Here is a 22,685-nt window from a genome sequence, read left to right as displayed (position 1 = left end):
CCCTGCCGGTGGTCACCCTTGCTGCATGGGTGACTACCGGCAGGCGTACGAGCGCAGTCTCCGCGATCCCGAGGGCTTCTGGCGCGAGGCCGCCGGGGCGATCGACTGGGACAGTCCGCCGGACCGGATCCTGGACGACAGCGCCGCGCCGATCTACCGGTGGTTCCCCGACGCGCGGCTCAACACCTGCCACAACGCCCTGGACCGGCACGTGGACGCCGGGCGGGGCGAGCAGCCCGCGCTGATCCACGACAGCCCGGTCACCGGGACGCTGCGCACGTACACCTACCGGGAGCTGCGCGACGAGGTGGCGCTGTTCGCCGGGGCGCTGCGGGGTCTCGGCGTCGGGCCGGGCGACCGGGTGGTCATCTACATGGCGATGATCCCGGAGGCGGTCGTCGCCATGCTGGCCTGCGCCCGCCTCGGCGCGGTGCACTCGGTGGTGTTCGGCGGCTTCGGCGCGCCCGAGCTGGCCGCCCGCATCGACGACGCCCGCCCGGTCGTGGTGGTGGCCAGCTCCTGCGGCATCGAGGCGTCCCGGATCGTGGAGTATCAGCCGCTGCTCGACCGCGCGCTGGGCCTGGCCACGCACCGGCCCGCCGGCTGCGTGATCCTCCAGCGCCCGCAGCTGCTCGCCGAGCTCACCCCGGGACGCGACGTGACCTGGGCCGACGCGATCGCCGGCGCCGAGCCCGCGGAGTGCGTACCGGTCGCGGCGACCGACCCGCTCTACATCCTCTACACCTCCGGCACCACCGGACGCCCGAAGGGCGTGGTCCGCGACAACGGCGGGCACGCGGTCGCGCTCCGCTGGTCGATGGAGGCGATCTTCGCGGCCGGCCCGGGCGACGTCTTCTGGGCCGCGTCCGACGTGGGCTGGGTGGTCGGGCACTCCTACATCGTGTACGCGCCGCTGCTCACCGGCGCCACCACCGTGCTGTACGAGGGCAAGCCGGTCGGCACCCCGGACGCGGGCGCGTTCTGGCGGGTGATCGCCCAGCACCGGGTGAACGTCATGTTCACCGCGCCGACGGCCATCCGCGCGGTGAAGAAGGAGGACCCCGAGGGCAAGCTGATCGCCCAGCACGACCTGTCCAGCCTGCGGTTGCTGTTCCTGGCCGGGGAACGCCTCGACCCGGAGACGTACGGCTGGGCGGGGGAGCGGCTGGGCGTGCCGGTGATCGACAACTGGTGGCAGACCGAGACCGGCTGGCCGATCGCGGCCAGCCCGCGCGGCCTGGAGGAGCTGCCCACCAAGCCGGGCACCCCGTCGGTGCCGGTGCCGGGCTACCGGGTCCGGGTGGTCGACCCGTACGGCACCGAGGTGCCGCCCGGCGAGGACGGCTCGATCGTCATCGGGCTGCCGCTGCCGCCGGGCTGCCTGCCGACCCTGTGGCAGGACGACGAGCGGTACGTCCGCTCGTACCTGTCGGCCTTCCCGGGCAGCTACCTGACCGGCGACGGCGGCCGCTTCGACGCCGACGGCTACCTGTACGTGATGGGCCGCACCGACGACGTCATCAACGTGGCCGGGCACCGGCTGTCCACCGGCGCGATGGAGGAGGTGCTGGCCTCCCACCCGGCGGTCGCCGAGTGCGCGGTGATCGGCGTGCACGACCCGCTCAAGGGCCAGCTGCCGCGCGGCTTCGTGGTGCTGAAGTCCGGCACGGCGATCGACCCGGAGCGGCTGAGCGCGGAGCTGGTCACGATGGTCCGCGACCGGATCGGCCCGGTGGCGGCGCTGCGCCGGGTGGACGTGGTGCCGGGCCTGCCGAAGACCCGCTCGGGCAAGATCCTGCGCCGGACCATGCGCGGCATCGCCGACGGCGTCGCCGAACCGGTGCCCTCCACCATCGAGGACCCGGCCGTCCTCGACGTGCTGCGCCCGATCCTGACGGACTGATCAGATCTTGGGCACGGTGACCCGCACCGGCTCACCGAACCCCGAGTACAGGGTGGTGAAGTTGTTGTTCGCCCCGTCCCCGCTGAGGTTCAGGGTCACCTTCTGGACGTGACGCGAGGCGACACCGGCCTCGATCCCGCCGCTGTACGTCAGCAGGCCGCCCTTCACCGAGTAGGTGTACGTGTACACGTCCACCGCGTCCTGGCCGCTTCCCGTCCGGCCCGTGTACTCCACCCGGCCGCGTTCCTTCAGCGACCGGACCACGGCCGCCGGGTCGACGGTGAACTCGGCGATCGGCCCGGGGCAGCTCATCGACTGGGCCAACGTGGCGCGGTGTTCCGCCCGCCAGGGCTTGCCGGCCGGCTTGACGTACTGCGTGGCGTTGACAAAACGGATCTCGTAGCGGTCGGCGCCGGTGCCCTGCTCCCAGCCCACCCCGGCACCAGGATCGACAGCGCCGTGGCAGGCAACGGCACGTCCGTCCGCGGTGCTTCCGGTGTGCTGGAAACGGAAGCTGGTGGCACTGGTGGCTTCGGCCCCCGAGGCCACGTCCACGGGGGCGGCGGCCACCGGAGCCGGCGCGGGGCGGAGGGCCGAAACGGTCAGTGCCGTCGTGCCGCTGACCACGGCCACCACGCCGACCACCATCATCGTCCGGGTCAGCCGCTGGGCGCGTCGCCGGCGCCGACCGCGCCGGATCAGGTCGGCCACCGGCGCGGGCGGGGTGTCCGCGGTGTCCGCAACGACGTGCAGGGCGACGGCCAGACGCTCTTCGGTGTTCACGGGCTGACTCCTTTGTGATGCGGAGCGGACAGGACCTCACGCAGCCGCACCAGTGCCCGCGAGTTCTGGGACTTCACGGAGCCGACCGAACAGTCGAGCGCCGCGGCGACCTCCTTCTCGCTGAGGTCGGCGTAGTGGCGCAGCACCACGATCGCCCGCTGTCGGCGCGGCAGGGTGAGCAGGGCCCGGCTCAGCTCCTCGTACGGCTCGGCCGGTGCGGCCCGGGGGTCGGCCTGCTCCGGCGAGTCGGCAACAAGGTGTTCCCGTCGTCGCCGGCGCCACCAGCTCACGTTGCCGTTGGCCAGCATGCTTCTCAGGTAGGCGTCCGGGTTCTGGTGCCACGACATCCGGTGCCATCGCGAGTACAGCTTGACCAGGCAGTCCTGCAGGAGCTCCTCGGCACGGTGCGGATCGCCGGTGAGCAACCGGGCCACCCGCAGGTGGTGATCCCACGCCCGTGCCACGAACTCGCCGTAGGCCCGGTCCGCATCGGCCCGTTCCATCTTCACGCTCACACCCCTCCTACGCCGCAGACCCGGAAAAGGTTGAGACGCCGGGTCAGGTGTTGAACGGCCGGCGCGCCACCAGCAGGACGTGGGTGACCGGCCACTCCAGCGGGGTGCCGTCCAGTGCGGCCAGGGTCGCGGTCGGGGCGATCCGGTGGTCGATGATCCAGTCGTTGCGGCTGGTGGCCGAGGCCGGGTCCACCTCGAAGCCCACGTCCGCCAGCAGGGACTTCCAGTCGGCGTACTCCAGGCCGCAGAACTGCTCCTGGACCTCCGACAGCCAGTTGTCCGCGTAGTCCTTGCGGGTCAGGTAGTCCATGGCGGCGCCCAGGGTGAGCTCGACGGCGTTGCCGGCGGCCACGTAGCTGAACGGGAAGCGGAAGTCCACGGCGAACTGGTCCAGGCGGGCCCGGGTGGACAGGCCGCCCACGTATTCCGCGACCTCCCCGGTCAGGTCCCGGCGCGGCTCGGGCGGGTTGGCCCCGTCGGTGTCGTCCAGGGTGAGCAGGACCTTACGGTCTTTGTTGTCCGGGCCGCAGACGTCACTGTTGATCCACACGCCGCCCGGCGCGGTGTGGTCGTAGATGGCCTGGGCGAACCTGCGCAGCGACTCCCAGCGGTCGCCGTAGGACCAGATCTCGTGGGTCAGCGCGAAGGTCAGCGTGGTGTCGATCGACCGGGGCGGGAAGATCGCCCCGCCGAGCACGTTGCGGCGGTAGAAGAACACGTTGGCGTTGGTGAAGACCCCCTGCGCCTTCTTGTGCACGCACTCCTCGTAGAGGTGCCGGGCGATCTCCACCCCGATCAGGTCGCTCTCGCGCAGCGCCGGCTCGCGGTCGGCCAGCTCCAGCACCGCCCCGGCGCCGCAGCCGAGGTCCACGATCCGGCCCGGCCGCACGTGCCGCTCGACCAGCTCCCACTTGCGGGCCGCGCTGTCGGCGAACGCCTCCACGTAGGTGCGGTAGTTGCGGGTCGCGGTCAGCCCGCCCTCGGCGCCGACCACCGGGTCGTTGACCACCGAGCGGACGCTGTCCACCAGCCGGTAGCGGTCGAAGACGTCCACCGTCGCCGGGTGGGCCAGCTCACGCCAGCTCTCGTCGCCGGCGGCCAGCCGCAGCAGCACGTCCCACGGCCGGGCCGGTTCCGGCGTGCTGTCGGCCTCCACCCCGGCGATGGTGAAGCCGAGCCCGCGATACAGCGCCGCCACCGCCGGCGTCGAGCAGGCGACCACGGTGTTCGCCGGGGTCAGCTCCAGCCCGGTCGCCACGGTGATGTTCTTCAGCGTGACCTCGGCGAAGCGGTCGGTCGGCGCGGTGTCGAAGATCGGCACCACCACCGAGCGCAGGCCGGCGAGGACGCTGAAGCGCTCGATCGCGGCCTCGCGGCGGTGGTACGGCACCGGGTTACGCTTCGTGTTCTCATGGTTCGCCGAGGTGACCGGCCAGACAATGGTCACACCTGGCCACCGGCGCAGGTAGTCGGCCTGGAACCGGGTAAGCACGTGGTGACGGCCGGGGAACAGCAAGAAAAGAGTTTCCATCACGTCGTTGATACCGTACGGACAGCGCCGACCACGACAAGCGGAGACTGTGATGCCTGAACGATCTGATCGCCGGCACCGGGTAGTGGTCGTGGGAGCCGGCTTCGGCGGGCTGTTCGCCACCAAGGCGCTGCGCCGGGCCGACGTCGATGTGACGCTCATCAACGGCACGGCCTACCACCTCTTCCAGCCACTGCTGTACCAGGTGGCCACCGGCATCCTGTCCGAGGGTGAGATCGCCCCGCCGATCCGGGAGATCCTGCGGCGCCAGGACAATGTCGACGTGAAGCTCGGCTGGGTCAGCGACGTGGACGTGGCGGCGAAGACGGTCGCGGTCGAGGCGCCCGGGATCGACTACACCGTGCCGTACGACACCCTGATCGTCGCGGCGGGCGCGTCCCAGTCGTACTTCGGCAACGACAAGTTCGCCGACCACGCGCCCGGCATGAAGAGCATCGACGACGCGCTCGAGCTGCGCGCCCGGATCTTCGGCGCGTTCGAGCTGGCCGACCTGCACACCGACCCGGCCGAGATCGAGCGCTGGCTGACCTTCGTGGTGGTCGGCGCCGGCCCGACCGGCGTGGAGATGGCCGGGCAGATCGCCGAGCTGGCCCACCGCACCCTGCCGGGGCAGTACCAGCACATCGACCCGCGCAAGGCCCGGATCATCCTGATCGACGCGCTGCCCGCGGTGCTGAACACCTTCGGCGACCACCTGTCCACCCGCGCGCTGCGCCGGCTGCACCTGCTCGGCGTCGAGGTCGAGCTGGAGACCAAGGTGGTCGACGTGGACGCCACCGGCATCGAGGTGGACACCAAGCGCGGGCACGAGCGCATCGAGTCGATGACCAAGATGTGGGCCGCCGGGGTGGCCGCCCCGCCGCTGTCGCGCAAGCTGGCCGAGCAGGCCGGCGCCGAGACCGACCGGGCCGGCCGGATCAAGGTCAACCCGGACTGCACGCTGCCCGGGCACCCGGAGATCTTCGCGGTCGGCGACATGATCGCGCTGAACAAGCTGCCCGGCGTCGCCCAGGTGGCGATCCAGAGCGGCCGGTACGCGGCCGACGCGATCAAGCGCCGGCTGGCGGGCAAGGAGCCGGCCCGGCCGTTCAAGTACTTCGACAAGGGCAGCATGGCCACCATCTCCCGGTTCTCCGCGGTGGCCAGCGTCGGCAAGATCCGCGTCTCCGGCTTCCTGGGCTGGCTGATGTGGCTGGCGGTGCACCTGCTCTACCTGGTCGGCTTCAAGAACCGGACCACCGCGGTGCTGCACTGGGCGGTCAGCTTCCTGGGCCGCGGCCGGTCCGAGCGGGTGTCGACGTTCCAGCAGGCGTACGCCCGCGCCGCGGTCCGCGAGTACGGCGACCCGTTCGACCGCCGCCGGGCCGAGTCGGCCGGGGCGACGGATGAGGCCGGGGCGACGGACCAGGCCGGGGCGACGGATCAGGCCGGGGCGACGATCAGGTAGCCGGCCGGGTCGGCGGCGTGCAGCAGCGGCTCGCGCCCGGCGTCGACCTTGCGCCGCAGCGAGGTCAGGGTGAGCGCGACCAGGTTGGTCCGGCCGCCGAAGGTGCCGCCCCAGACGTGCGCCCGGATCTCCTCCTCGGGCACGACCTGACCGGGCCGGCGCATCAGCAGGTGCAGCACGTCGAACTCGGTCGAGGTGAGCGAGAGCGCCGCGCCACCCCGGTGCACGGTCCGGCGCTCGACGCTCAGGGCCAGGTCACCGACGGTGAGCACCGAGCCGTCGGCCGGGCCGGGCACGCCGATCAGCGCCTGCAACCGGCCCACCACCTGCTCCAGGCTGAACGGCTTGGTCAGGTAGCCGTCGGCGCCGGCCCGCAACCCGGCGTCCCGGTCCTCGGCGGAGTCCCGGGCGGTCAGGAACAGCACCGGCAGCCCGGGCAGCCGCTCGCGCAGCCGCCGCAACACCTCGACCCCGTCGAAATCCGGCAGCATCACATCGAGCAGCACGGCATCGGGCCCGAACTCACCGGCAACCCGCAGCGCCTCGGCGCCGTTGTCGGCGCTGCGCACGTCCCAGCCCTCGTAGCTCAGCGCCATCGTCAGCAGCTCGGCGAGGGACGGTTCGTCATCCACCACCAGAATCCGGGCAGGCCGTCCGGGGGCGCCGGTCAGGCTCCCGGGAGCCGCTGCGGTCATCGTCATGAACCGATGGTCGGCCCGCGCCTTGTGGAGGCACTGAGCTGCCCATGTGCAAACCCTGTGACCGGACGGGCTCAGGCTGCCAGGGTGGCGTAGCGGCCGCCGACCGAGACCAGGGTCTCGTGGGTGCCCGACTCCAGGATCCGGCCGTGGTCGACCACCACGATCTGGTCGGCGTCGCGGACCGTGGACAGCCGGTGGGCGATCGTCACCGTCGTGCGGCCGCGGCTCAACTCGTCGAACGCCCGCTGCACGGCCCGTTCGGTCGAGGTGTCCAGCGCGCTCGTCGCCTCGTCCAGCACCAGGATCCGGGGGTCGCGCAGCAGCGTCCGGGCGATTGCGATGCGCTGCTTCTCGCCGCCGGAGAACCGGTGGCCGCGCGAGCCGACAACGGTGTCGTAGCCGTCCGGCAGCCCGGCGATCAGGTCGTGGATCTGCGCCGCGCGGGCCGCCTGCTCGATCTGCTCGTCGGTGGCCTGCGGGCGGGCGTACCGGAGGTTCTCCCGCACGGTCGTGTGCAGCAGGTAGGTCTCCTGGCTGACCACCCCGACGATGCTCGCCAGGTCGGCCAGGCGCAGGTCGCGCAGGTCGATGCCGTCGACGGTGATCCGGCCGGCGGCCGGGTCGTAGAGCCGGGCGATCAGCGCGGCCAGCGTGCTCTTGCCGGAACCGGTCTCGCCGACCAGGGCCAGCGACGTGCCGGCCGGCACGTCCAGGGTGACGCCCGCGATTGCCGCGGTCCCGCTTCCCGGGTACGCGAACGTGACGTCCTCGAACCGCAGGTGCCCGCGCACCGGCCGGGGCAGCGGCACCGGCGTGACCGGGTCGTCCACCTCGACGGGCAGGTCCAGGTATTCGAAGATGCGGGCGAACAGGGCCAGCGAGCTGGTCAGCGACACGCCGACGCCGAGCAGGCCCATCAGCGGCCGGAACAGCCCGGCCTGCAGCGTGGTGAAGGCGACCAGGGTGCCGATGCTCAGCGTGCCGGCGGTCAGCGGCAGCCCGGCGCTGAGGTAGATGACCGCCGGGATGGCGGCGAAGATGATGCTCATCGCGGCCATCCGCCAGCGGCCGGCCAGCTCCGAGCGCAGTTCCAGGTCGATGAGCCGGGTCGAGGAGGCGGTGAAGCGGTCGACCAGCGCGGCGCCGGTGCCCATGGTCTTGCTCAGCTGCACGCCGCTGATCGACAGGCCTTCCTCGACGGTGACGTTGAGGTCGGCGAGCTCGCGCTGGCGCTGGGCGGTGATCTCCTTGCGCATCCGGGCGACCCGGCGGGTCAGGATGATCGCCGGCGGCAGCACGACCAGCGAGACGAGCGAGAGCTGCCAGGACAGCGCGGCCATGGCGACCGCGGTCGCGATGGCGGTGGTGAGGTTCGAGGCGATCGAGGTGGCGGTCGAGGTGACCACCGACTGCATGCCGCCGATGTCGTTGGTGATGCGCGACTGCACCTCGCCGGTCCGGGTCCGGGTGAAGAACGCCACGGACTGCCGGTGCAGGTGGGTGAAGACGTCGACGCGCAGCCGGTGCATGACCTGCTGGCCGACGGTGGTGGAGATCCAGGTCTGGACCACGCCGAGCGCGGCGGTCACGGCGGCGACGGCGACCATGCCGGCGACCAGCCAGACCAGCAGCGTGACGTCCTGCTCGGGCAGCGCGCGGTCGATGACCTCGCGGAGCAGGAAGGGCGACGCCATGGCCAGCACGGACGAGGCCACGATGATCGCGGTGACGACGCCGAGCTGCAGCCGGTGGGCGCGGAAGAGCCGGCCGATGCGGCGCAGCGAGACCTCGCGGGCCTGCTTCTTCTCGGCGGCGGTGACGGTGGTGGTGGTGCGGCCGCGGCGGCCGCCTTCGACGGGTGGCGGTTCCAAGAGCACAACCTGCTTCCGGTACGGGGATATTAGTGAGGTTACCTCATCATGAGGTAACAACCGCAACCGCTGGTACGGTATTCCCGTGGACGATCCCGCCGACGAGAACCTCGCCGAGCTGTTCTGGTCCGTGGCCCGCAGCCTGCGCCACCTCAACCGGGAGGCGCTGGAGCCGCTGCACGTCACGCCGTCGCACGGCCGCGCGCTCGCCGTCCTGCTGCGCCACGGCCCGATGCGTCCCGGCGCCCTGGCCGAGCACCTGCGGATCGCGCCCCGCTCGGCCACCGAAGTGGTCGACGACCTGGCCCGGCGCGGTCTGGTGGAGCGCGCCCCCGACCCCGGCGACCGCCGCGCGACGCTGGTCAACCTGACCGCCGCCGGCTCGGCGGCCGGCGACGCGATCCGGTCCGCCCGGGAGGCCGCGGCGGACCGGTTCTTCGCCGGCCTGGGTGCCGACGACCGCGCCGACCTGACGCGGATCCTGCGGCAGCTCCGGGATTAAGTCCCTTTTTGGCCGGTTTCGACCTGGCGTTATCTCGCCTCGGTATCGTGCTGAGTTACCTGGGTCACTAACTGACCGATCGGCCAGCTTCTGACCGATCGGTCAGGCATCCTGGATCGCATGGCCCGCACCCGGACCCGCGACGACATCATCGCCGTCGCCGCCGACCTCTTCGCGCACGCCGGCTTCAAGGGCACCTCCCTGCAGGACATCGCCACCGGGGTGGGCTGCTCCAAGGCGACCCTGCTGTACCACTTCGACAGCAAGGAGGCGATCCTCGCCGCCCTGGTCGCGCCCGCCGCCGCCGAGCTGGCCGAGCTGACCGCCCGGCTGGCGGCGCTCGAGGGCGAGCCCGCGCGCGAGGCCGCCATCGACGGCTTCGTCGATCTGGTGCTGCGCTACCGCCGCGAGGCCGGCCTCATCTACTACGGCTCGCTGGACGTGCTGATGACCCCCGCGTTCGCGGACGCCCAGCCCCTGATCGAGAACCTCTGCGCCGCGTTCACGGCCGGCTCCGCCGAGCCCACCGACCGGATCGCCGCCGAGGTGCTGCTCGCCGGCATCTGCTCCGTCGCCATCGACAAACCCGATGACGACGTCCTGCGCTCCGCCCTGGTCGCCGTGGCGAAGCGTGCCCTGCTCACTACCCGGATGAAGGACTGACATGGCAACCCTGTTGTACCGGCTCGGCCGGGCCTCGTTCCGCCGCCGCAAGCTCGTGGTGGCGCTGTGGCTGGTGCTGCTGGCCGCGCTGGGCGGCGCCGCCCTGGCCTTCAAGGGCCCGTCCTCCAGCGACTTCACCATGCCCGGCACCGAGTCGCAGCGCGCGATCGACGCCCTGCAGCGCGAGTTCCCGGAGGCCGGCGGCGCCACCGGCACCATCGTGGTGGGCGCGCCGGCCGGCGGCACCCTGGCCGATCCCGCGCTCAAGCCGGCGGTCGAGGGCCTGGTCAAGGAGGCGGCGGTGCTGCCCGGCGTGCTCGGCGCGGTGGATCCGTTCACCGCCAAGGCGCTCTCCCAGAACGGGCAGTTCGGCCTGATCCAGGTGCAGTTCGCCACCCGGGCCGACGAGATCACCGAGGAGCAGCGCACCGCGTACGAGCGCAGCGGCGCCGCCGCCGAGGCCGCCGGGCTGCGCGTCGAGCACGGCGGCGAGGTGCTCAACGCCGAGCCCGAGGTCGGCGGCACCGAGAGCATCGGCGTCATCATCGCGCTGGTGGTCCTGGTGGTCACCTTCGGCTCGCTGGTCGCCGCCGGCATGACGATGCTCAACGCGCTGATCGGGGTGGGCGCGGGCATGGCGGGCCTGTTCGCGCTCAGCGGCGTCGTCACGCTGACCAGCACGGCGCCGGTGCTGGCGCTGATGCTGGGCCTGGCGGTCGGCATCGACTACTCGCTGTTCATCACCTCCCGGCACCGGCAGAACCTGGTCGACGGCCTGGCGCCGGAGGACGCGGCCGCCCGTGCGGTGGGCACCGCCGGCTCGGCCGTCGTGTTCGCCGGCATCACCGTGGTCATCGCGCTGGCCGGCCTGGCCGTCGTGGACATCCCGTTCCTGACCGTGATGGGCCTGGCCGCGGCGGGCACCGTCGCCGTGGCGGTGCTGGTCGCCATCACGCTGCTGCCCGCGCTGCTCGGCTTCGCCGGTGACCGGGTGCTGCCCCGCCGGCTGCGCGCCTCCCGCTCCCGGGCCGCCTCGCACGCCTCGGCCGTGGAGGGCTTCGGCTTCCGCTGGGCGCGGCTGATCATCCGGCTGCGCGTACCGGTGATCCTGGTCGGGGTGCTCGGCCTGGGCGCGCTGACGCTGCCGGCGCTGGACATGCGGGTGGCGCTGCCCGGCGCGGGCGCCGGCCCGATCGGCACGCCCGCCCGCGACGCCGCCGACCTGATCACCGAGGGCTTCGGCCCCGGCTTCAACGGCCGGCTGGCCCTGGTCGTCTCCGGCGACTCGCCCGAGGCCACCGCGGCGGCCGCGCAGCAGGCCACCCAGCTGCTCCAGGGCACCCCGAACCTGCTGGCGGTGACCCCGCCGAACCTGAGCCAGGACAAGCGGACCGCGCTGCTCGGCGTGCTGCCGACCACCGGCCCGACCGACGCGGCCACCGAGGACCTGGTGCACGAGGTCCGCGACCGGGTGGCCGCCGTCAGCACCGCGGACGTGGCGCTGACCGGGCAGACCGCGGTGGGCATCGACGTGTCCGAGAAGCTCTCCGACGCGATGCCGGTCTACCTGCTGCTGGTCGTCGGCCTGTCGGTGCTGCTGCTGATGCTGGTCTTCCGGTCCGTCCTGGTGCCGGTCAAGGCCGCGCTCGGCTTCCTGCTCACCGTGGGCGCCACCTTCGGCATCACGGTGCTGGTGTTCCAGGAGGGTCACCTGGCCGGCCTGGTCGGCCTGGACACCCCGGGGCCGCTGATCAGCTTCCTGCCGATCCTGCTGATCGGCATCCTGTTCGGCCTCGCGATGGACTACGAGGTGTTCCTGGTGTCGCGGATGCGCGAGGACTTCGTGCACGGCGAGACCGCGCACGAGGCCACCATCAGCGGCATGGGCCACGGCGCCCGGGTGGTCACCGCGGCCGCGCTGATCATGACGTCGGTCTTCGCGGGCTTCATCCTGCTGGACGACCCGGTGATCAAGTCGATGGGCTTCGCGCTGGCGATCGGCGTGGCGATCGACGCGTTCGTGGTCCGGATGACCATCGTGCCGGCGGTCATCTCGCTGCTCGACCGCTCCGCCTGGTGGCTGCCGAGGTGGCTGGACCGGGTGCTGCCGAACGTGGACATCGAGGGGGAGCGGCTGCGCGCGGAGCTCGCGAACGCGCCGCAGCCGGAGCCGATCGCCGTTTGACCAGGGCCTGATGGGGCCTGACCAGGGGCCGAACGACCACAGCCGGGGCGTGCATCGCACGCCCCGGCTGTTTATTGCCGGATTGTTACCTGTCCGGTGATCTAGAAACTTGCGAATCATCTTCCGCTCTGAATAGGTTGCCATCGGCAACAAAACCAGGTGAAAGCCAGAACCTCCCGGGAGGCATCCATGACATTGGCGAGGTGGTGCGAGCTATGAGCGACGCGCCGATCCTCCTGGAGATGCGTTCCATCACCAAGGAGTTCCCCGGAGTCAAGGCTCTCTCCGACGTCAACCTGGTGGTGCGCGCCGGCGAGATCCACGCCATTTGCGGCGAAAACGGTGCCGGCAAGTCCACGCTGATGAAGGTTCTCAGCGGCGTCTACCCGCACGGCACGTACCAGGGTGACATCGTTTACCAGAACGCTCCGACCCGCTTCCCGGACATCCGGGCCAGCGAGCACGCGGGCATCGTGATCATCCACCAGGAGCTCGCGCTCATCCCGGAACTCTCGATCACCGAGAACATCTTCCTCGGCAACGAGCCCCGCCGGCGCGGCGTGATCGACTGGAAGTCCGCCCAGCGCCAGGCCCGCGAGCTGCTGGCCCGGGTCGGGCTGCGCGAGGACCCGGACACCCTGATCAAGGACATCGGGGTCGGCAAGCAGCAGCTGGTGGAGATCGCCAAGGCGTTCGCCAAGGACGTCAAGCTGCTCATCCTGGACGAGCCCACCGCGGCGCTGAACGAGGCGGACTCCCGGCACCTGCTGGACCTGCTGCGCGGCTTCCGCGAGCGGGGCATCACCTCGATCATGATCTCGCACAAGCTGAACGAGATCGAGTCGATCGCCGACCAGATCACCATCCTGCGGGACGGCAAGACGGTCGAGACGCTGGACGTCAAGGCCGACGGCGTCGACGAGGACCGGATCGTGCGCGGGATGGTCGGCCGCGAGCTCAGCAGCCGGTTCCCCGACCACACCCCGACGATCGGCGAGGTCTTCTTCGAGGTCCGCGACTGGAACGTGCGGCACCCGATCTCCGCCGAGCGCCAGGTCTGCAAGAACGAGAGCTTCGTGGTCCGCCGCGGCGAGATCGTGGGCTTCGCGGGCCTGATGGGCGCCGGGCGCACCGAGCTGGCGATGAGCGTCTTCGGCCGCTCGTACGGCGTCTGGGAGTCCGGCACGATCATCAAGGACGGCAAGGAGATCGTCCTGAAGTCGGTGGCGGACGCGATCGCCCACGGGCTCGCGTACGTCAGCGAGGACCGCAAGGCGATCGGCCTCAACCTGCTCGACGACATCAAGACGTCGACGGTGTCCGCCAAGCTCTCCAAGATCACCAAGCGCGGAGTGCTGGACGAGGTCGCCGAGTACAAGGCCGCCGAGGCGTACCGCAAGGAGCTGCGGACCAAGGCGCCCAATGTGGACGAGGGCGTCTCCAAGCTTTCCGGCGGCAACCAGCAGAAGGTCGTCCTGGCGAAGTGGATGTTCACGGACCCCGACCTGCTGATCCTCGACGAGCCCACCCGGGGCATCGACGTGGGCGCGAAGTACGAGATCTACGGCATCATCCAGCGGCTCGCCGACCAGGGTAAGGGCGTCATCGTCATCTCCTCGGAGCTGCCCGAGCTGATCGGGCTCTGCGACCGCATCTACACCGTGTTCGAAGGCCAGATCACCGGCGACATCCCTCGCCAGGACGCGGACCCGGAGACCCTCATGAAGCAGATGACCTCGACGAAGAAGATGCAGACCCGATGAGCCGATTCAAGGACCTTCAGAAGAACCTTTTCGGAGGCACGACCTCCAACGCCCGCCAGTTCGGCATGATCTTCACCCTGGTGGCGATCGTCCTGCTGTTCCAGTTCCTGACGGACGGGCTGACGCTGCGATCGGACAACCTGATCGCGCTGTTCCAGCAGAACTCCTACATCCTGATCCTGGCCATCGGCATGCTGATGGTGATCGTGGCGGGCCACATCGACCTGTCGGTCGGCTCGATCGCCGCGTTCGCCGGCATCCTGGTCGCCAAGTCGATGGCGGAGTGGGACCTGCCCTGGCCGGTGGCCATCCTGTTCGGCCTGCTGATCGGCGCCGCCATCGGTGCCTGGCAGGGCTTCTGGGTCGCCTACATCGGCGTGCCCGCGTTCATCGTCACGCTGGCCGGCATGCTGATCTTCCGCGGCGGCAACCAGTTCATCGGCAACGCGAACACGATCCCGGTGCCCGAGGGCTTCCGGGCGATCGGCTCGGGCTTCCTGCCCGAGGTGGGGCCGAACACCGGCTACAACAACCTGACCCTGCTGCTGGGCCTCGCGGCCTGCCTCGCGGTGGTCTGGCGCGAGGTGCAGGCCCGGCGTACCCGGCACGAGATGGACGCCGACACCGGCCCGCTGTGGGTCTCCATCCTGCGGATGGCCGTCATGGTCGGCGTGCTCGCCTTCGTGGCGCTGCGCTTCGCCAGCGGCCGGGTGGGCACCAGCTTCCCGGTCTCCGGCATCATCCTGGTCGCGCTGGTCATCCTGTACTCGTTCTACACCCGCAACACCGCCGGCGGCCGGCACATCTACGCGGTCGGCGGCAACTCGCGCGCCGCGGAGCTCTCCGGCGTCAAGCTCAAGCGGGTCAACTTCTTCGTCATGATGAACATGTCCGTGCTCGCCTCGCTGGCCGGCATGATCTTCGTGGCGCGGTCGGCCGCCTCCGGCCCGCAGGACGGTAACGGCTGGGAGCTGGACGCGATCGCCGCCGTCTTCATCGGTGGCGCCGCGGTGGCCGGCGGCATCGGCACGATCAGCGGTTCCATCGTCGGTGGTCTGGTCATGGCGGTCCTGAACAACGGCCTGCAGCTGCAGGGCGTCGGCACCGACCGGGTCCAGATCATCAAGGGCCTGGTGCTGCTGCTCGCCGTCGCGCTGGACGTCTACAACAAGAGCCAGGGCCGTTTCTCGATCATCGGGAGTATCACGCGTCCCTTCCGCCGGGAGGCTTCCGCCACACCGGCAACGTCGGCAGCGGACCGTGAGCCCGCCAAGACGACGGTGTCCGGCTGACGGCCACCGACCCCTCTCACCCCGTTTCACCTCTGAAGAAGGGCAACACCCCCCATGCGTACTTTCTTTGCCAAGACGGTGGCCGTAGGCGCCATCTCGATGCTGGCCCTGACGGCCTGCGGCGGCGGCCGCGACGAGGAGACCGGCGGCTCGGACGCCCCGGCCAAGGGCTTCGCGGCCAACTCCCTGATCGGTGTGGCCCTGCCGGCCAAGACCTCGGAGAACTGGGTTCTCGCCGGTGACCTGTTCACCAACGGCCTGAAGGAGGCCGGCTTCCAGAGCGACGTGCAGTACGCCGGCGCGTCGACCACGGTCGCCGACCAGCAGGCCCAGATCACCGCCATGGTGACCAAGGGTGCCAAGGTCATCGTCATCGGCGCGACCGACGCCGCGCAGCTGTCGACCCAGGTCGCCGCGGCGCACCAGGCCGGCGCGAAGGTCATCGCGTACGACCGCCTCATCACCAACACGCCGGACCTCGACTACTACGTCGCGTTCGACAACTTCAAGGTCGGCCAGCTCCAGGGCCAGGCCCTGCTGGACGGCATGAAGGAGCGCAAGCCGGCCGGCCCGTACAACATCGAGCTGTTCTCCGGCTCGCCGGACGACAACAACGCCGGTGTCTTCTTCAACGGCGCGATGGACGTGCTCAAGCCGGAGATCGACAAGGGCAACCTGGTCGTCGCGTCGAAGCAGACCGACGTCAAGCAGACCGCCATCCAGGGCTGGAAGGCCGAGGGTGCGCAGGCCCGCATGGACCAGCTGCTGACCTCGACCTACGGCAGCAAGGAGCTGGACGGCGTCCTCTCCCCGAACGACACGCTGGGCCGCGCGATCATCACCTCGATCAAGAGTGCCGGCAAGAAGGTCCCGGTCGTCACCGGCCAGGACTCCGAGGTCGAGTCGATCAAGTCGATCATGGCCGGCGAGCAGTACATGACGATCAACAAGGACACCCGGACCCTGGTGAAGGAGACCATCAACATGGTCAAGGCCCTCCAGACCGGTGCCGCCCCGACCGTCAACGACCAGAAGTCCTACAACAACGGCAGCAAGGTCGTCGACACCTTCCTGCTCCCGCCGGTCGCCGTGACCAAGAAGAACGCGGCCGAGGCGTACGCGAACGACCCGAAGCTCGCGCCGCTCACCAAGTAATTACCACTGGGTAGTCACTGACGGCCCTTGGGTCCCCGGAGTCCGTCTCCGGGGACCCTTCGTCGTTACGCCTCCCGACAAATACCGTTAACAGGATGCTCGAGAGGAGGCCCGGCCGTGGCGACACCCCTGCGTACCGGGCGTCCGCTGGAGCAGGCGCTGCCGGCCGCGCCCGGCGCCAGCCAGGAGGAGATCCGCCGGCAGAACCTGGGCGCCGTGCTGCGGTACGTCCACGTGCACGGGCCCACCTCGCGGGCCGAGCTCACCGCCCGCCTCGGGCTCAACCGCAGCACCATCGGCGCGCTCGCCGCCGACCTGGCCGCCGCCGGGCTGGTCACCGAGGAGGCAGAGGCGCCCACCGCCGCCCGCCGCGCCGGCCGGCCCTCGCTGGTGGTCAGCCCGCGCTCGGCCCGGGTGTACACGCACGCGCTGAGCATCGAGGTGGACCGGCTGCGGGCCGCCCGGATCGGCCTCGGCGGCCGGATCCTCGACCTGCGGGAGGTCGGCCGCCCGTCCGGGATGCCGGTGCTCGACGCCGTCGGCCCGCTGGCCGGCCTCGTCCGGGAGATGGCCGGCGCCGCGCCCGAGGACGCGCTGCTGGTCGGCGGCGGCGTCGCGGTGGCCGACACGACCCGCGACGACGCCGGCCGGATCCGGATCGGCCTCACCGAGGAGCACCTCGGCGCGGCGTTGCGCGCCGAGCTCGGGCCCGGCCCCGGCTTCGTCACCGGGGACCTGGCCGACATCGCCGGGCTGGCCGAGCACATCCGGGGCGTGGCCGCGGGCGTCAACGACCTGGTCTACCTGCACGGCGACCTCGGGGTCAGCGCCGGCATCATCACCGGCGGCCGGCTGGTCACCGGCCACCGCGGGCACAGCGGCAAGGTCGGCCACATGGTGGTCAACCCGGACGGGCTGCGCTGCGGCTGCGGCTCGCGGGGCTGCTGGGAGACCGAGGTCGGCGAGACCGCGCTGCTGCGGCACGCGGGCCGACCGGCGGGGGACCGGGCCGCGGTCCTCGAGGTGCTGCGCGCGGCGGCCGGCGGTGAGCCGGCGGCCGCCGGCGCGGTCCGCCAGGTCGCCGACTGGCTCGGTTTCGGGGTGGCGAACCTGGTCAACGTGGTCAACCCCGACCTGGTGGTCTTCGGCGGGTCGCTGCGCGAGGTGTACGCCGCCGGCGCCGGCCTGGTCCGCCGCCGGCTGGACACGATGGCGCTGCCGGCCTCCCGCGAGCACGTGCAGCTGCGCGCCGCCGCCCTCGGCCGCAACGCCGCCCTGATCGGCGCGGCCGAGCTCGCCTTCGACCAGCTGCTGGCGGATCCCCTGAACGCCGGGGTTGCGGGGTAGGGGCAGACTGGTCCGCGGCACTAGCAACGGAGGCGGCCTCATGACGGAGACACCGGTCAGCGCGGCCACCTGCCGGTGGCTGACCACGCTGGTCTGGCTGCTGCCGCCGCTGCTCGAACTGCCCGTGCTCGTGGCGCTGTGCTCGGCCGTGCCCGAGGTCGGCCGGGAGGCGGTCTTCGGCACCCCGGCCACCCGGGTCGCCGTGCTGTTCGCGCTGGTCGCGGCGCTCGCCGGCGGTGTCGCCGCGGTGCGCGGCAGCTCCGGGCTCGCCCAGGCGGCCGTCGCCGGCGCGCTGTCGGTGGCGGCCGGCGTCGTGGCCGCGCTGGCCGCCGGCTTCCTCTTCGACGGGGAGTTCCCGCTGGTCGGGCTCCTCCCCGCCCACTCGGCCCTGGCGCTGGCCGTGCTGGCCGGCGCCACGCTGCGGCAACCCGCCGACGCCTGAGCCGGCCGGCCCGCTCAGTAGCGCCGGCGCGCCGTCAGCCCGGGCAGCAGCGACAGCCCGGCGATGATGGAGCCGCAGACCATCGCCAGGTACGTGAGCACCAGCGCCTCCCCGCCGCCACCGCCCAGCGTCGCCGCGGCCAGCACCAGCACGAAGCCGAGCAGCGCCGGCAGCGCGGCCAGCACCCAGGCGGCGGCCTTCTGCGCCGGGCTCCACCGCGGCGAGCCGGACACCAGCAGCAGGCCGGCCAGCGGGCTGATCACCGGCAGCACCACGGCGCCGGCGGTGAGCAGGGCGATCCCGGCGTACTCCAGGCTCCCGGACGGCGCGGCCGCGGGCGGCGGCAGCGGCGCCGGCGCGACCGGGCGCCGCAGGTGGGCCGGCATCCGGCCGCGGCGGGTGGCGGCCACCAGCGACTCCGGCGGGCCCAGCCGCTGCAGGATGAGCCGGGGATCGTCCACCGGGTCGGCCACCGAGGTGCGCCGCAGCGCGATGTAGTCCGCGACCGTGGTCATGAGCTCGTCACGCAGCTCCGGGGCGAGGTCCTCGCTGGCGCCCCAGAGCGCGGCGAGGTAGTCCAGGACGAGGCCGTCCGTGTGCGCCAGCGGTGTGGTGTCGTAGTGGTGCGGTACGGACGTCATCCGGTTCCCCCTGAGCAGAGCGCGACAGTGCAGCCAGCATCGCGGCGCGCCACCCCGGCGCACATCTGACCGGGGGCTGATCCCCGGGCCCGGCCTCTGCCTTTCGGCCGATCGGGGCCGCCGGGCGATCCGTGCCCGGCCGACCGGATGGTCCGTTTCTCCGATGGCCCCGGGGCCCCGGGTGCGGCAGCCTGGTCCGGTGGACCCCGGGGATCTTGCGAGCCGTCCCGTGCCGCCGCGTTTCCCTACACCGGGGTCGTTGCCCGCCGATCCTTTCAGCATGGCCGAGGACTCCCGTGCACCCGCACGCTACGTGTGGATCACCGTCGGCCTCGCCGTCGCCAGCTCGCTGTGGTTCGTGCTGTTCAGCACCGTGGGCGCCGGGCACGCGGCGATCGCCTACCTGGCCGTGCCGCTGGAGGGCGCGGTCGCGGTGGCGGCGCTGTTCCAGCTCTGGCGCACCGTGCGCGGCGACCGTACGGCCGGCCCGTTCTGGCTCACCCTGCTGATCGCCGCCGTCTTCATGACGATCGGCTACGTGCTGATGGCCGTCAACGCCGCCCTGCACACGGTGGGCGACCTGCCACCGGACATGCCGCTGTCGGCCGCCGGCTTCGTCGGTCTCGGCTTCGCGCTGGCCATGTGGGCCGTCGGCCGGGTGCCGGTCGGCGCCATGCACCCCGGCGAGCGCTGGCGGATGCACCTGGACCGGCTGGTGGCCTTCCTCGGCGGCGCGACGGTGCTGTGGCACTTCGGGCTCGCGCCGATGCTGACCGCCGACGAGCGCTGGTCGGCGCAGACCCTCTCCCTGGTCGGGCTGGCGTTCCTGCTCACCATCGCGGGCATCACCAAGGTCTCGTACCTCGGTGACGGCCCGGTGGACCGCACCGCGATGCGGCTGGTGGCCACCATGGGCCTGACCGCGGCCGGGGTGGCCGTCATGGCGAGCTCGTTCGGCAACGCCGGCGGGGTGCCGTCCCAGTCGGTGGTGCTGCCGATCGCGCCGGTGCTGCTCACCCTGGCCGTCCGGGTGCAGGCCCGGGCCACGCTGGGCGGGCGCCGGGTGTCGCGGCGGTCCTCGCCGCTGCTGCCGTACCTGGCGATCGCGGCCGGCGACCTGCCGCTGATCGCCGTGGCGGTCGGGCCGCTGCAGTGGCCGGGCCGGGTCTCGCTGATCGCCGCCGTGCTGGTCAGCGTGCTCGTCACGGTCCGGCAGTTCGTGGCGTTCCGGGACAACAAGCGGCTGCTCAGCGACATCCGCGGCCAGGAGGAACGGCTCCAGCACGAGGTCAGCCACGACAGCCTGACCGGGCTGGCCAACCGGGCCCGGTTCCGTGACGTGCTGCACGCCGCGCTGGCCACCGGCACGTCGGCGACCGTGCTGCTGGTCGACCTGGACGACTTCAAGACCGTCAACGACTCGCTGGGCCACGACGTCGGTGACCGCCTGCTGGTCGCGGTGGCCGACGTGCTGCGCGGGCAGTCCGGCGCCGACGGCCTGCCGATCCGGATCGGCGGCGACGAGTTCGCCGTGCTGCTCACCGGCGGCACGACCGTGGGCGAGACCGTCGCCCAGCGCATCCTGAACGCGCTCACCCGGCCGATCAGCGAGCAGCGGCTGCTGGTGCAGGCCAGCATCGGCATCGCGACCGCGGCGCCGGGCGCGACGATCGACAGCGTGCTGCGCGACGCCGACGTCGCCATGTACGCGGCCAAGGGCCACGGCAAGGCCGGCTACGTGCGGTACGTGCCGGGCATGGAGGAGCCGATCCTGGCGCACATCCAGCTCGGCGGCGAGCTGCGCCGGGGCCTGGACTCCGGCGAGTTCCGGGTGGTCTACCAGCCGGTGATGAGCCTGCTCGACGGCCGGATCATCGGCGTCGAGGCGCTGGCCCGCTGGGACCACCCGATCCGCGGCCAGGTGCCGCCGAGCGAGTTCATCGCGGTCGCCGAGCGCACCGGGCTGATCGTCGAGCTGGGCCGGTTCGTGCTGCGCGAGACCTGCCGGCAGACGGCGACCTGGCTGGCTGAGTTCGGCCCCGACGCGCTGCAGAAGCCGAGCGTCAACGTCTCGGCGCGGCAGCTGCACGACCCCGACTTCGTCGCCGGCGTGCTGGCCGCACTGGCCGACAGCGGCCTGCCCACCAGCCGGCTGGTGCTGGAGCTGACCGAGTCCGCGGTGCTGCGCGGCAGCCAGGTCTCGCGCACCCTGCACGAGCTCGACCGGCTCGGCGTGGCGCTGGCGCTGGACGACTTCGGCACCGGCGAGTCGTCACTGAGCCTGCTGCGCTCGTTCCCGGCGAAGATCGTCAAGCTGGACAAGTCGTTCGTGGACGGTATCGAGGTCGAGGACGCCGAGCCCGGCGCCCGCGACGCCCGCCAGGCGGTGGCCCGCGCGATCATCCAGCTGGCCGACGCGCTGGGGCTGGAGACGGTCGCCGAGGGCATCGAGAACGAGGCCCAGGCGGAGCAGCTGCGCCAGCTCGGCTACACCCTCGGCCAGGGTTACCACCTGGCCCGGCCGATGCCGCCGGAGGAGTTCACCCGGCTGCTCGCCGCCCAGCGCCGCGCCGTCATCGCCTGACCCGCGCCGCCGCGTCCGCATCGGACGGTCCCAGGACATCGAAGCCCGTCACTCGAACGAGTGCCGGGCCGCACGCGTCCGGGCCCCGGTGCCCCGGGTGCGCCCGGTGCGGAGGGGTGGATCGCCGGACGAAAAGCCTTCGGAGCAGGCGATATCCGGAGTGTCCACATTGCCACGATCCGGGGCTTTGGCGGGGATTTATCGCGCCGATCGGCCGAACTTTTGCATATTCCGAAGATTCTTTTCGCCACTTGAGCGAAACAAACCATTAACATCAGCAAGCGAACGACTTCGATGCAACAAAAGTGCTCCGACGTGGCGTACGGGCTCGCCGAACCGACGCCCGGGCGGCCGATGCCGCACGTCCACGTCCATCCCGCACCACCGACCGGGAGGCAGTGCAACCGATGCAGAACGAGTCCACCGTCAGCCGCCGTCACCTGCTGGGCGGGGTCGCCGCCGGCGCCGCCGTGGTCGGCACCTCCGCCGTCCTCGCCTCGCCCGCCGCGGCTTCCCAGGGCGGCCACCGGCCCGCCCGGGTGCCCCGCGACAAGATCAGCGTGCAGCTCTACACCCTGCGCAACCAGCTCGCCATCAACCTGGAGGCCAGCCTCGCCGAGCTGGCCGAGATCGGCTACACCCGGGTCGAGCACGCCGGCTTCGTCGGCCGCACCGCCGCCCAGTTCCGGGCCGCCCTGGACGCCGCCGGGCTGCGCGCGACCTCCGGGCACGTCGGCATCCCGCAGCCGTTCAACGCCTCGACCTGGCGGGCCGCCCTCGAGGACGCCCTGATCGTCGGCAACAAGTACATCGTGCACCCGTACTTCGGCGCCGGACCCAACGGCCCGATCCGGGACTCCGCCGTCTACAAGGCCTTCGCCAAGGACCTCAACAAGGCCGGCGCGCTGGCCCGCAAGGCCGGGCTCAGCTTCGGCTACCACAACCACCAGAACGAGTTCGCGCGGCAGGACGGTGGCAAGCGCACCGGCTTCGACGTCCTGACCCGCGAGACCGACCCCGGCCTGGTGCACCTGGAGGTGGACCTGTTCTGGGCCTATCGCGGCGCCCAGGACCCGGTTGATCTGATCCACACCCACCGCGGCCGGATCCGCCAGGTGCACGTCAAGGACCTGGGCTTCAACGGCAGCTTCGCCGACCCGGGCGACGGCCTGATCGACTTCGGCCGGATCTTCGAGCGGTCCCGCGAGGCGGGCCTGGTCGAGTACATCGTGGAACGTGACGACGCGGGCAGCCCGCCGCGTACCCCCGCCGACGCGCTGACCACCGCGGAGGTCGGCTTCCGGTACCTCGACACCCTGCGTTTCTGAAGGGGACAACC

General features: G+C 71.8%; 18 protein-coding genes. 12 read left to right on the top strand and 6 right to left on the bottom strand.

Going from position 1 to position 22,685, the window contains the following annotated elements; all coding sequences use genetic code 11:
* Positions 1-25 precede the first annotated feature (25 nt).
* On the top strand, positions 26-1,903 hold the full coding sequence (locus ACIBQZ_RS06020) for a propionyl-CoA synthetase (RefSeq protein WP_396087331.1): 1,878 nt from the start codon (positions 26-28) through the stop codon (positions 1,901-1,903).
* Here ACIBQZ_RS06020 and ACIBQZ_RS06015 read toward each other — a convergent pair whose 3' ends face one another.
* From ACIBQZ_RS06015 to ACIBQZ_RS06005, 3 genes are read right to left on the bottom strand one after another with little or no spacing between them, the layout of a single operon-like run.
* A complete protein-coding gene (locus ACIBQZ_RS06015) occupies positions 1,904-2,686 on the bottom strand; it encodes a hypothetical protein (protein WP_396087330.1) in 783 nt (260 codons plus the stop codon).
* Positions 2,683-3,201, bottom strand: a complete 519-nt coding sequence (locus ACIBQZ_RS06010; protein WP_396087329.1) for a SigE family RNA polymerase sigma factor — start codon at positions 3,199-3,201, stop codon at positions 2,683-2,685. Before ACIBQZ_RS06010 ends, ACIBQZ_RS06015 begins: the two co-directional genes overlap by 4 nt.
* 43 nt (positions 3,202-3,244) lie before the next feature.
* On the bottom strand, positions 3,245-4,732 hold the full coding sequence (locus tag ACIBQZ_RS06005) for a class I SAM-dependent methyltransferase (protein ID WP_396087328.1): 1,488 nt from the start codon (positions 4,730-4,732) through the stop codon (positions 3,245-3,247).
* Between the two features lie 52 nt (positions 4,733-4,784).
* Between ACIBQZ_RS06005 and ACIBQZ_RS06000 the strand changes: the two genes are divergently transcribed.
* On the top strand, positions 4,785-6,200 hold the full coding sequence (locus ACIBQZ_RS06000) for an NAD(P)/FAD-dependent oxidoreductase (RefSeq protein ID WP_396087327.1): 1,416 nt from the start codon (positions 4,785-4,787) through the stop codon (positions 6,198-6,200).
* On the opposite strand, the gene ACIBQZ_RS05995 is transcribed toward ACIBQZ_RS06000, so the two are convergent.
* Together ACIBQZ_RS05995 and ACIBQZ_RS05990 are read right to left on the bottom strand one after the other, a co-directional pair.
* Positions 6,176-6,901, bottom strand: a complete 726-nt coding sequence (locus tag ACIBQZ_RS05995; protein WP_396087326.1) for a response regulator transcription factor — start codon at positions 6,899-6,901, stop codon at positions 6,176-6,178. The two genes, ACIBQZ_RS06000 and ACIBQZ_RS05995, sit on opposite strands and share 25 nt — an antisense overlap.
* A 71-nt stretch (positions 6,902-6,972) precedes the next feature.
* Positions 6,973-8,772: an ABC transporter ATP-binding protein gene (locus ACIBQZ_RS05990; RefSeq protein ID WP_396087325.1), complete on the bottom strand. Its 1,800-nt coding sequence runs from the start codon at positions 8,770-8,772 to the stop codon at positions 6,973-6,975.
* 85 nt (positions 8,773-8,857) lie between these two features.
* On the opposite strand from ACIBQZ_RS05990, the gene ACIBQZ_RS05985 reads away from it, so the two are divergent.
* The 8 genes from ACIBQZ_RS05985 (at position 8,858) to ACIBQZ_RS05950 (ending at position 18,121) form a co-directional block, all read left to right on the top strand.
* Positions 8,858-9,274, top strand: coding sequence for a MarR family winged helix-turn-helix transcriptional regulator (locus ACIBQZ_RS05985; RefSeq protein WP_396087324.1), 417 nt, complete (start codon positions 8,858-8,860; stop codon positions 9,272-9,274).
* A gap of 120 nt (positions 9,275-9,394) precedes the next feature.
* Positions 9,395-9,937 carry a TetR/AcrR family transcriptional regulator gene (locus tag ACIBQZ_RS05980; RefSeq protein WP_396087323.1) on the top strand — a complete coding sequence of 181 codons (543 nt, stop codon included), beginning with the start codon at positions 9,395-9,397 and terminating at the stop codon, positions 9,935-9,937.
* Between the two features lies 1 nt (position 9,938).
* Positions 9,939-12,122, top strand: a complete 2,184-nt coding sequence (locus ACIBQZ_RS05975) for an MMPL family transporter (RefSeq protein WP_396087322.1) — start codon at positions 9,939-9,941, stop codon at positions 12,120-12,122.
* Between the two features lie 215 nt (positions 12,123-12,337).
* On the top strand, positions 12,338-13,885 hold the full coding sequence (gene mmsA / locus ACIBQZ_RS05970; protein ID WP_396087321.1) for a multiple monosaccharide ABC transporter ATP-binding protein: 1,548 nt from the start codon (positions 12,338-12,340) through the stop codon (positions 13,883-13,885).
* The gene (gene mmsB / locus ACIBQZ_RS05965; protein ID WP_396087320.1) at positions 13,882-15,177 is read left to right on the top strand and encodes a multiple monosaccharide ABC transporter permease; all 1,296 of its coding nucleotides are present in this window, start codon (positions 13,882-13,884) and stop codon (positions 15,175-15,177) included. Before mmsA ends, mmsB begins: the two co-directional genes overlap by 4 nt.
* A gap of 54 nt (positions 15,178-15,231) precedes the next feature.
* Entirely contained in the window at positions 15,232-16,332 is a 1,101-nt protein-coding gene (locus tag ACIBQZ_RS05960) for a substrate-binding domain-containing protein (RefSeq protein WP_396087319.1), read from the top strand.
* 117 nt (positions 16,333-16,449) lie between these two features.
* Positions 16,450-17,679 carry an ROK family protein gene (locus ACIBQZ_RS05955; RefSeq protein ID WP_396087318.1) on the top strand — a complete coding sequence of 410 codons (1,230 nt, stop codon included), beginning with the start codon at positions 16,450-16,452 and terminating at the stop codon, positions 17,677-17,679.
* 40 nt (positions 17,680-17,719) lie between these two features.
* Entirely contained in the window at positions 17,720-18,121 is a 402-nt protein-coding gene (locus tag ACIBQZ_RS05950; protein WP_396087317.1) for a hypothetical protein, read from the top strand.
* 14 nt (positions 18,122-18,135) lie between these two features.
* Here the strand turns inward: ACIBQZ_RS05950 and ACIBQZ_RS05945 are convergent, their stop codons facing one another.
* A complete protein-coding gene (locus ACIBQZ_RS05945) occupies positions 18,136-18,762 on the bottom strand; it encodes a hypothetical protein (RefSeq protein WP_396087316.1) in 627 nt (208 codons plus the stop codon).
* Between the two features lie 280 nt (positions 18,763-19,042).
* Between ACIBQZ_RS05945 and ACIBQZ_RS05940 the strand changes: the two genes are divergently transcribed.
* Both ACIBQZ_RS05940 and ACIBQZ_RS05935 read left to right on the top strand, forming a co-directional pair.
* Positions 19,043-21,346, top strand: coding sequence for a putative bifunctional diguanylate cyclase/phosphodiesterase (locus ACIBQZ_RS05940; protein WP_396087315.1), 2,304 nt, complete (start codon positions 19,043-19,045; stop codon positions 21,344-21,346).
* Between the two features lie 407 nt (positions 21,347-21,753).
* Positions 21,754-22,674: a sugar phosphate isomerase/epimerase family protein gene (locus tag ACIBQZ_RS05935; protein WP_396087314.1), complete on the top strand. Its 921-nt coding sequence runs from the start codon at positions 21,754-21,756 to the stop codon at positions 22,672-22,674.
* Positions 22,675-22,685: the final 11 nt, after the last annotated feature.

The organism is Actinoplanes sp. NPDC049599 (genome assembly GCF_044465625.1).
In the GTDB taxonomy this organism is placed as follows: Bacteria; Actinomycetota; Actinomycetes; order Mycobacteriales; family Micromonosporaceae; genus Actinoplanes.
Note: the sequence above shows the minus strand (reverse complement) of the source record. Positions and strands in the feature narration are given on the sequence as shown.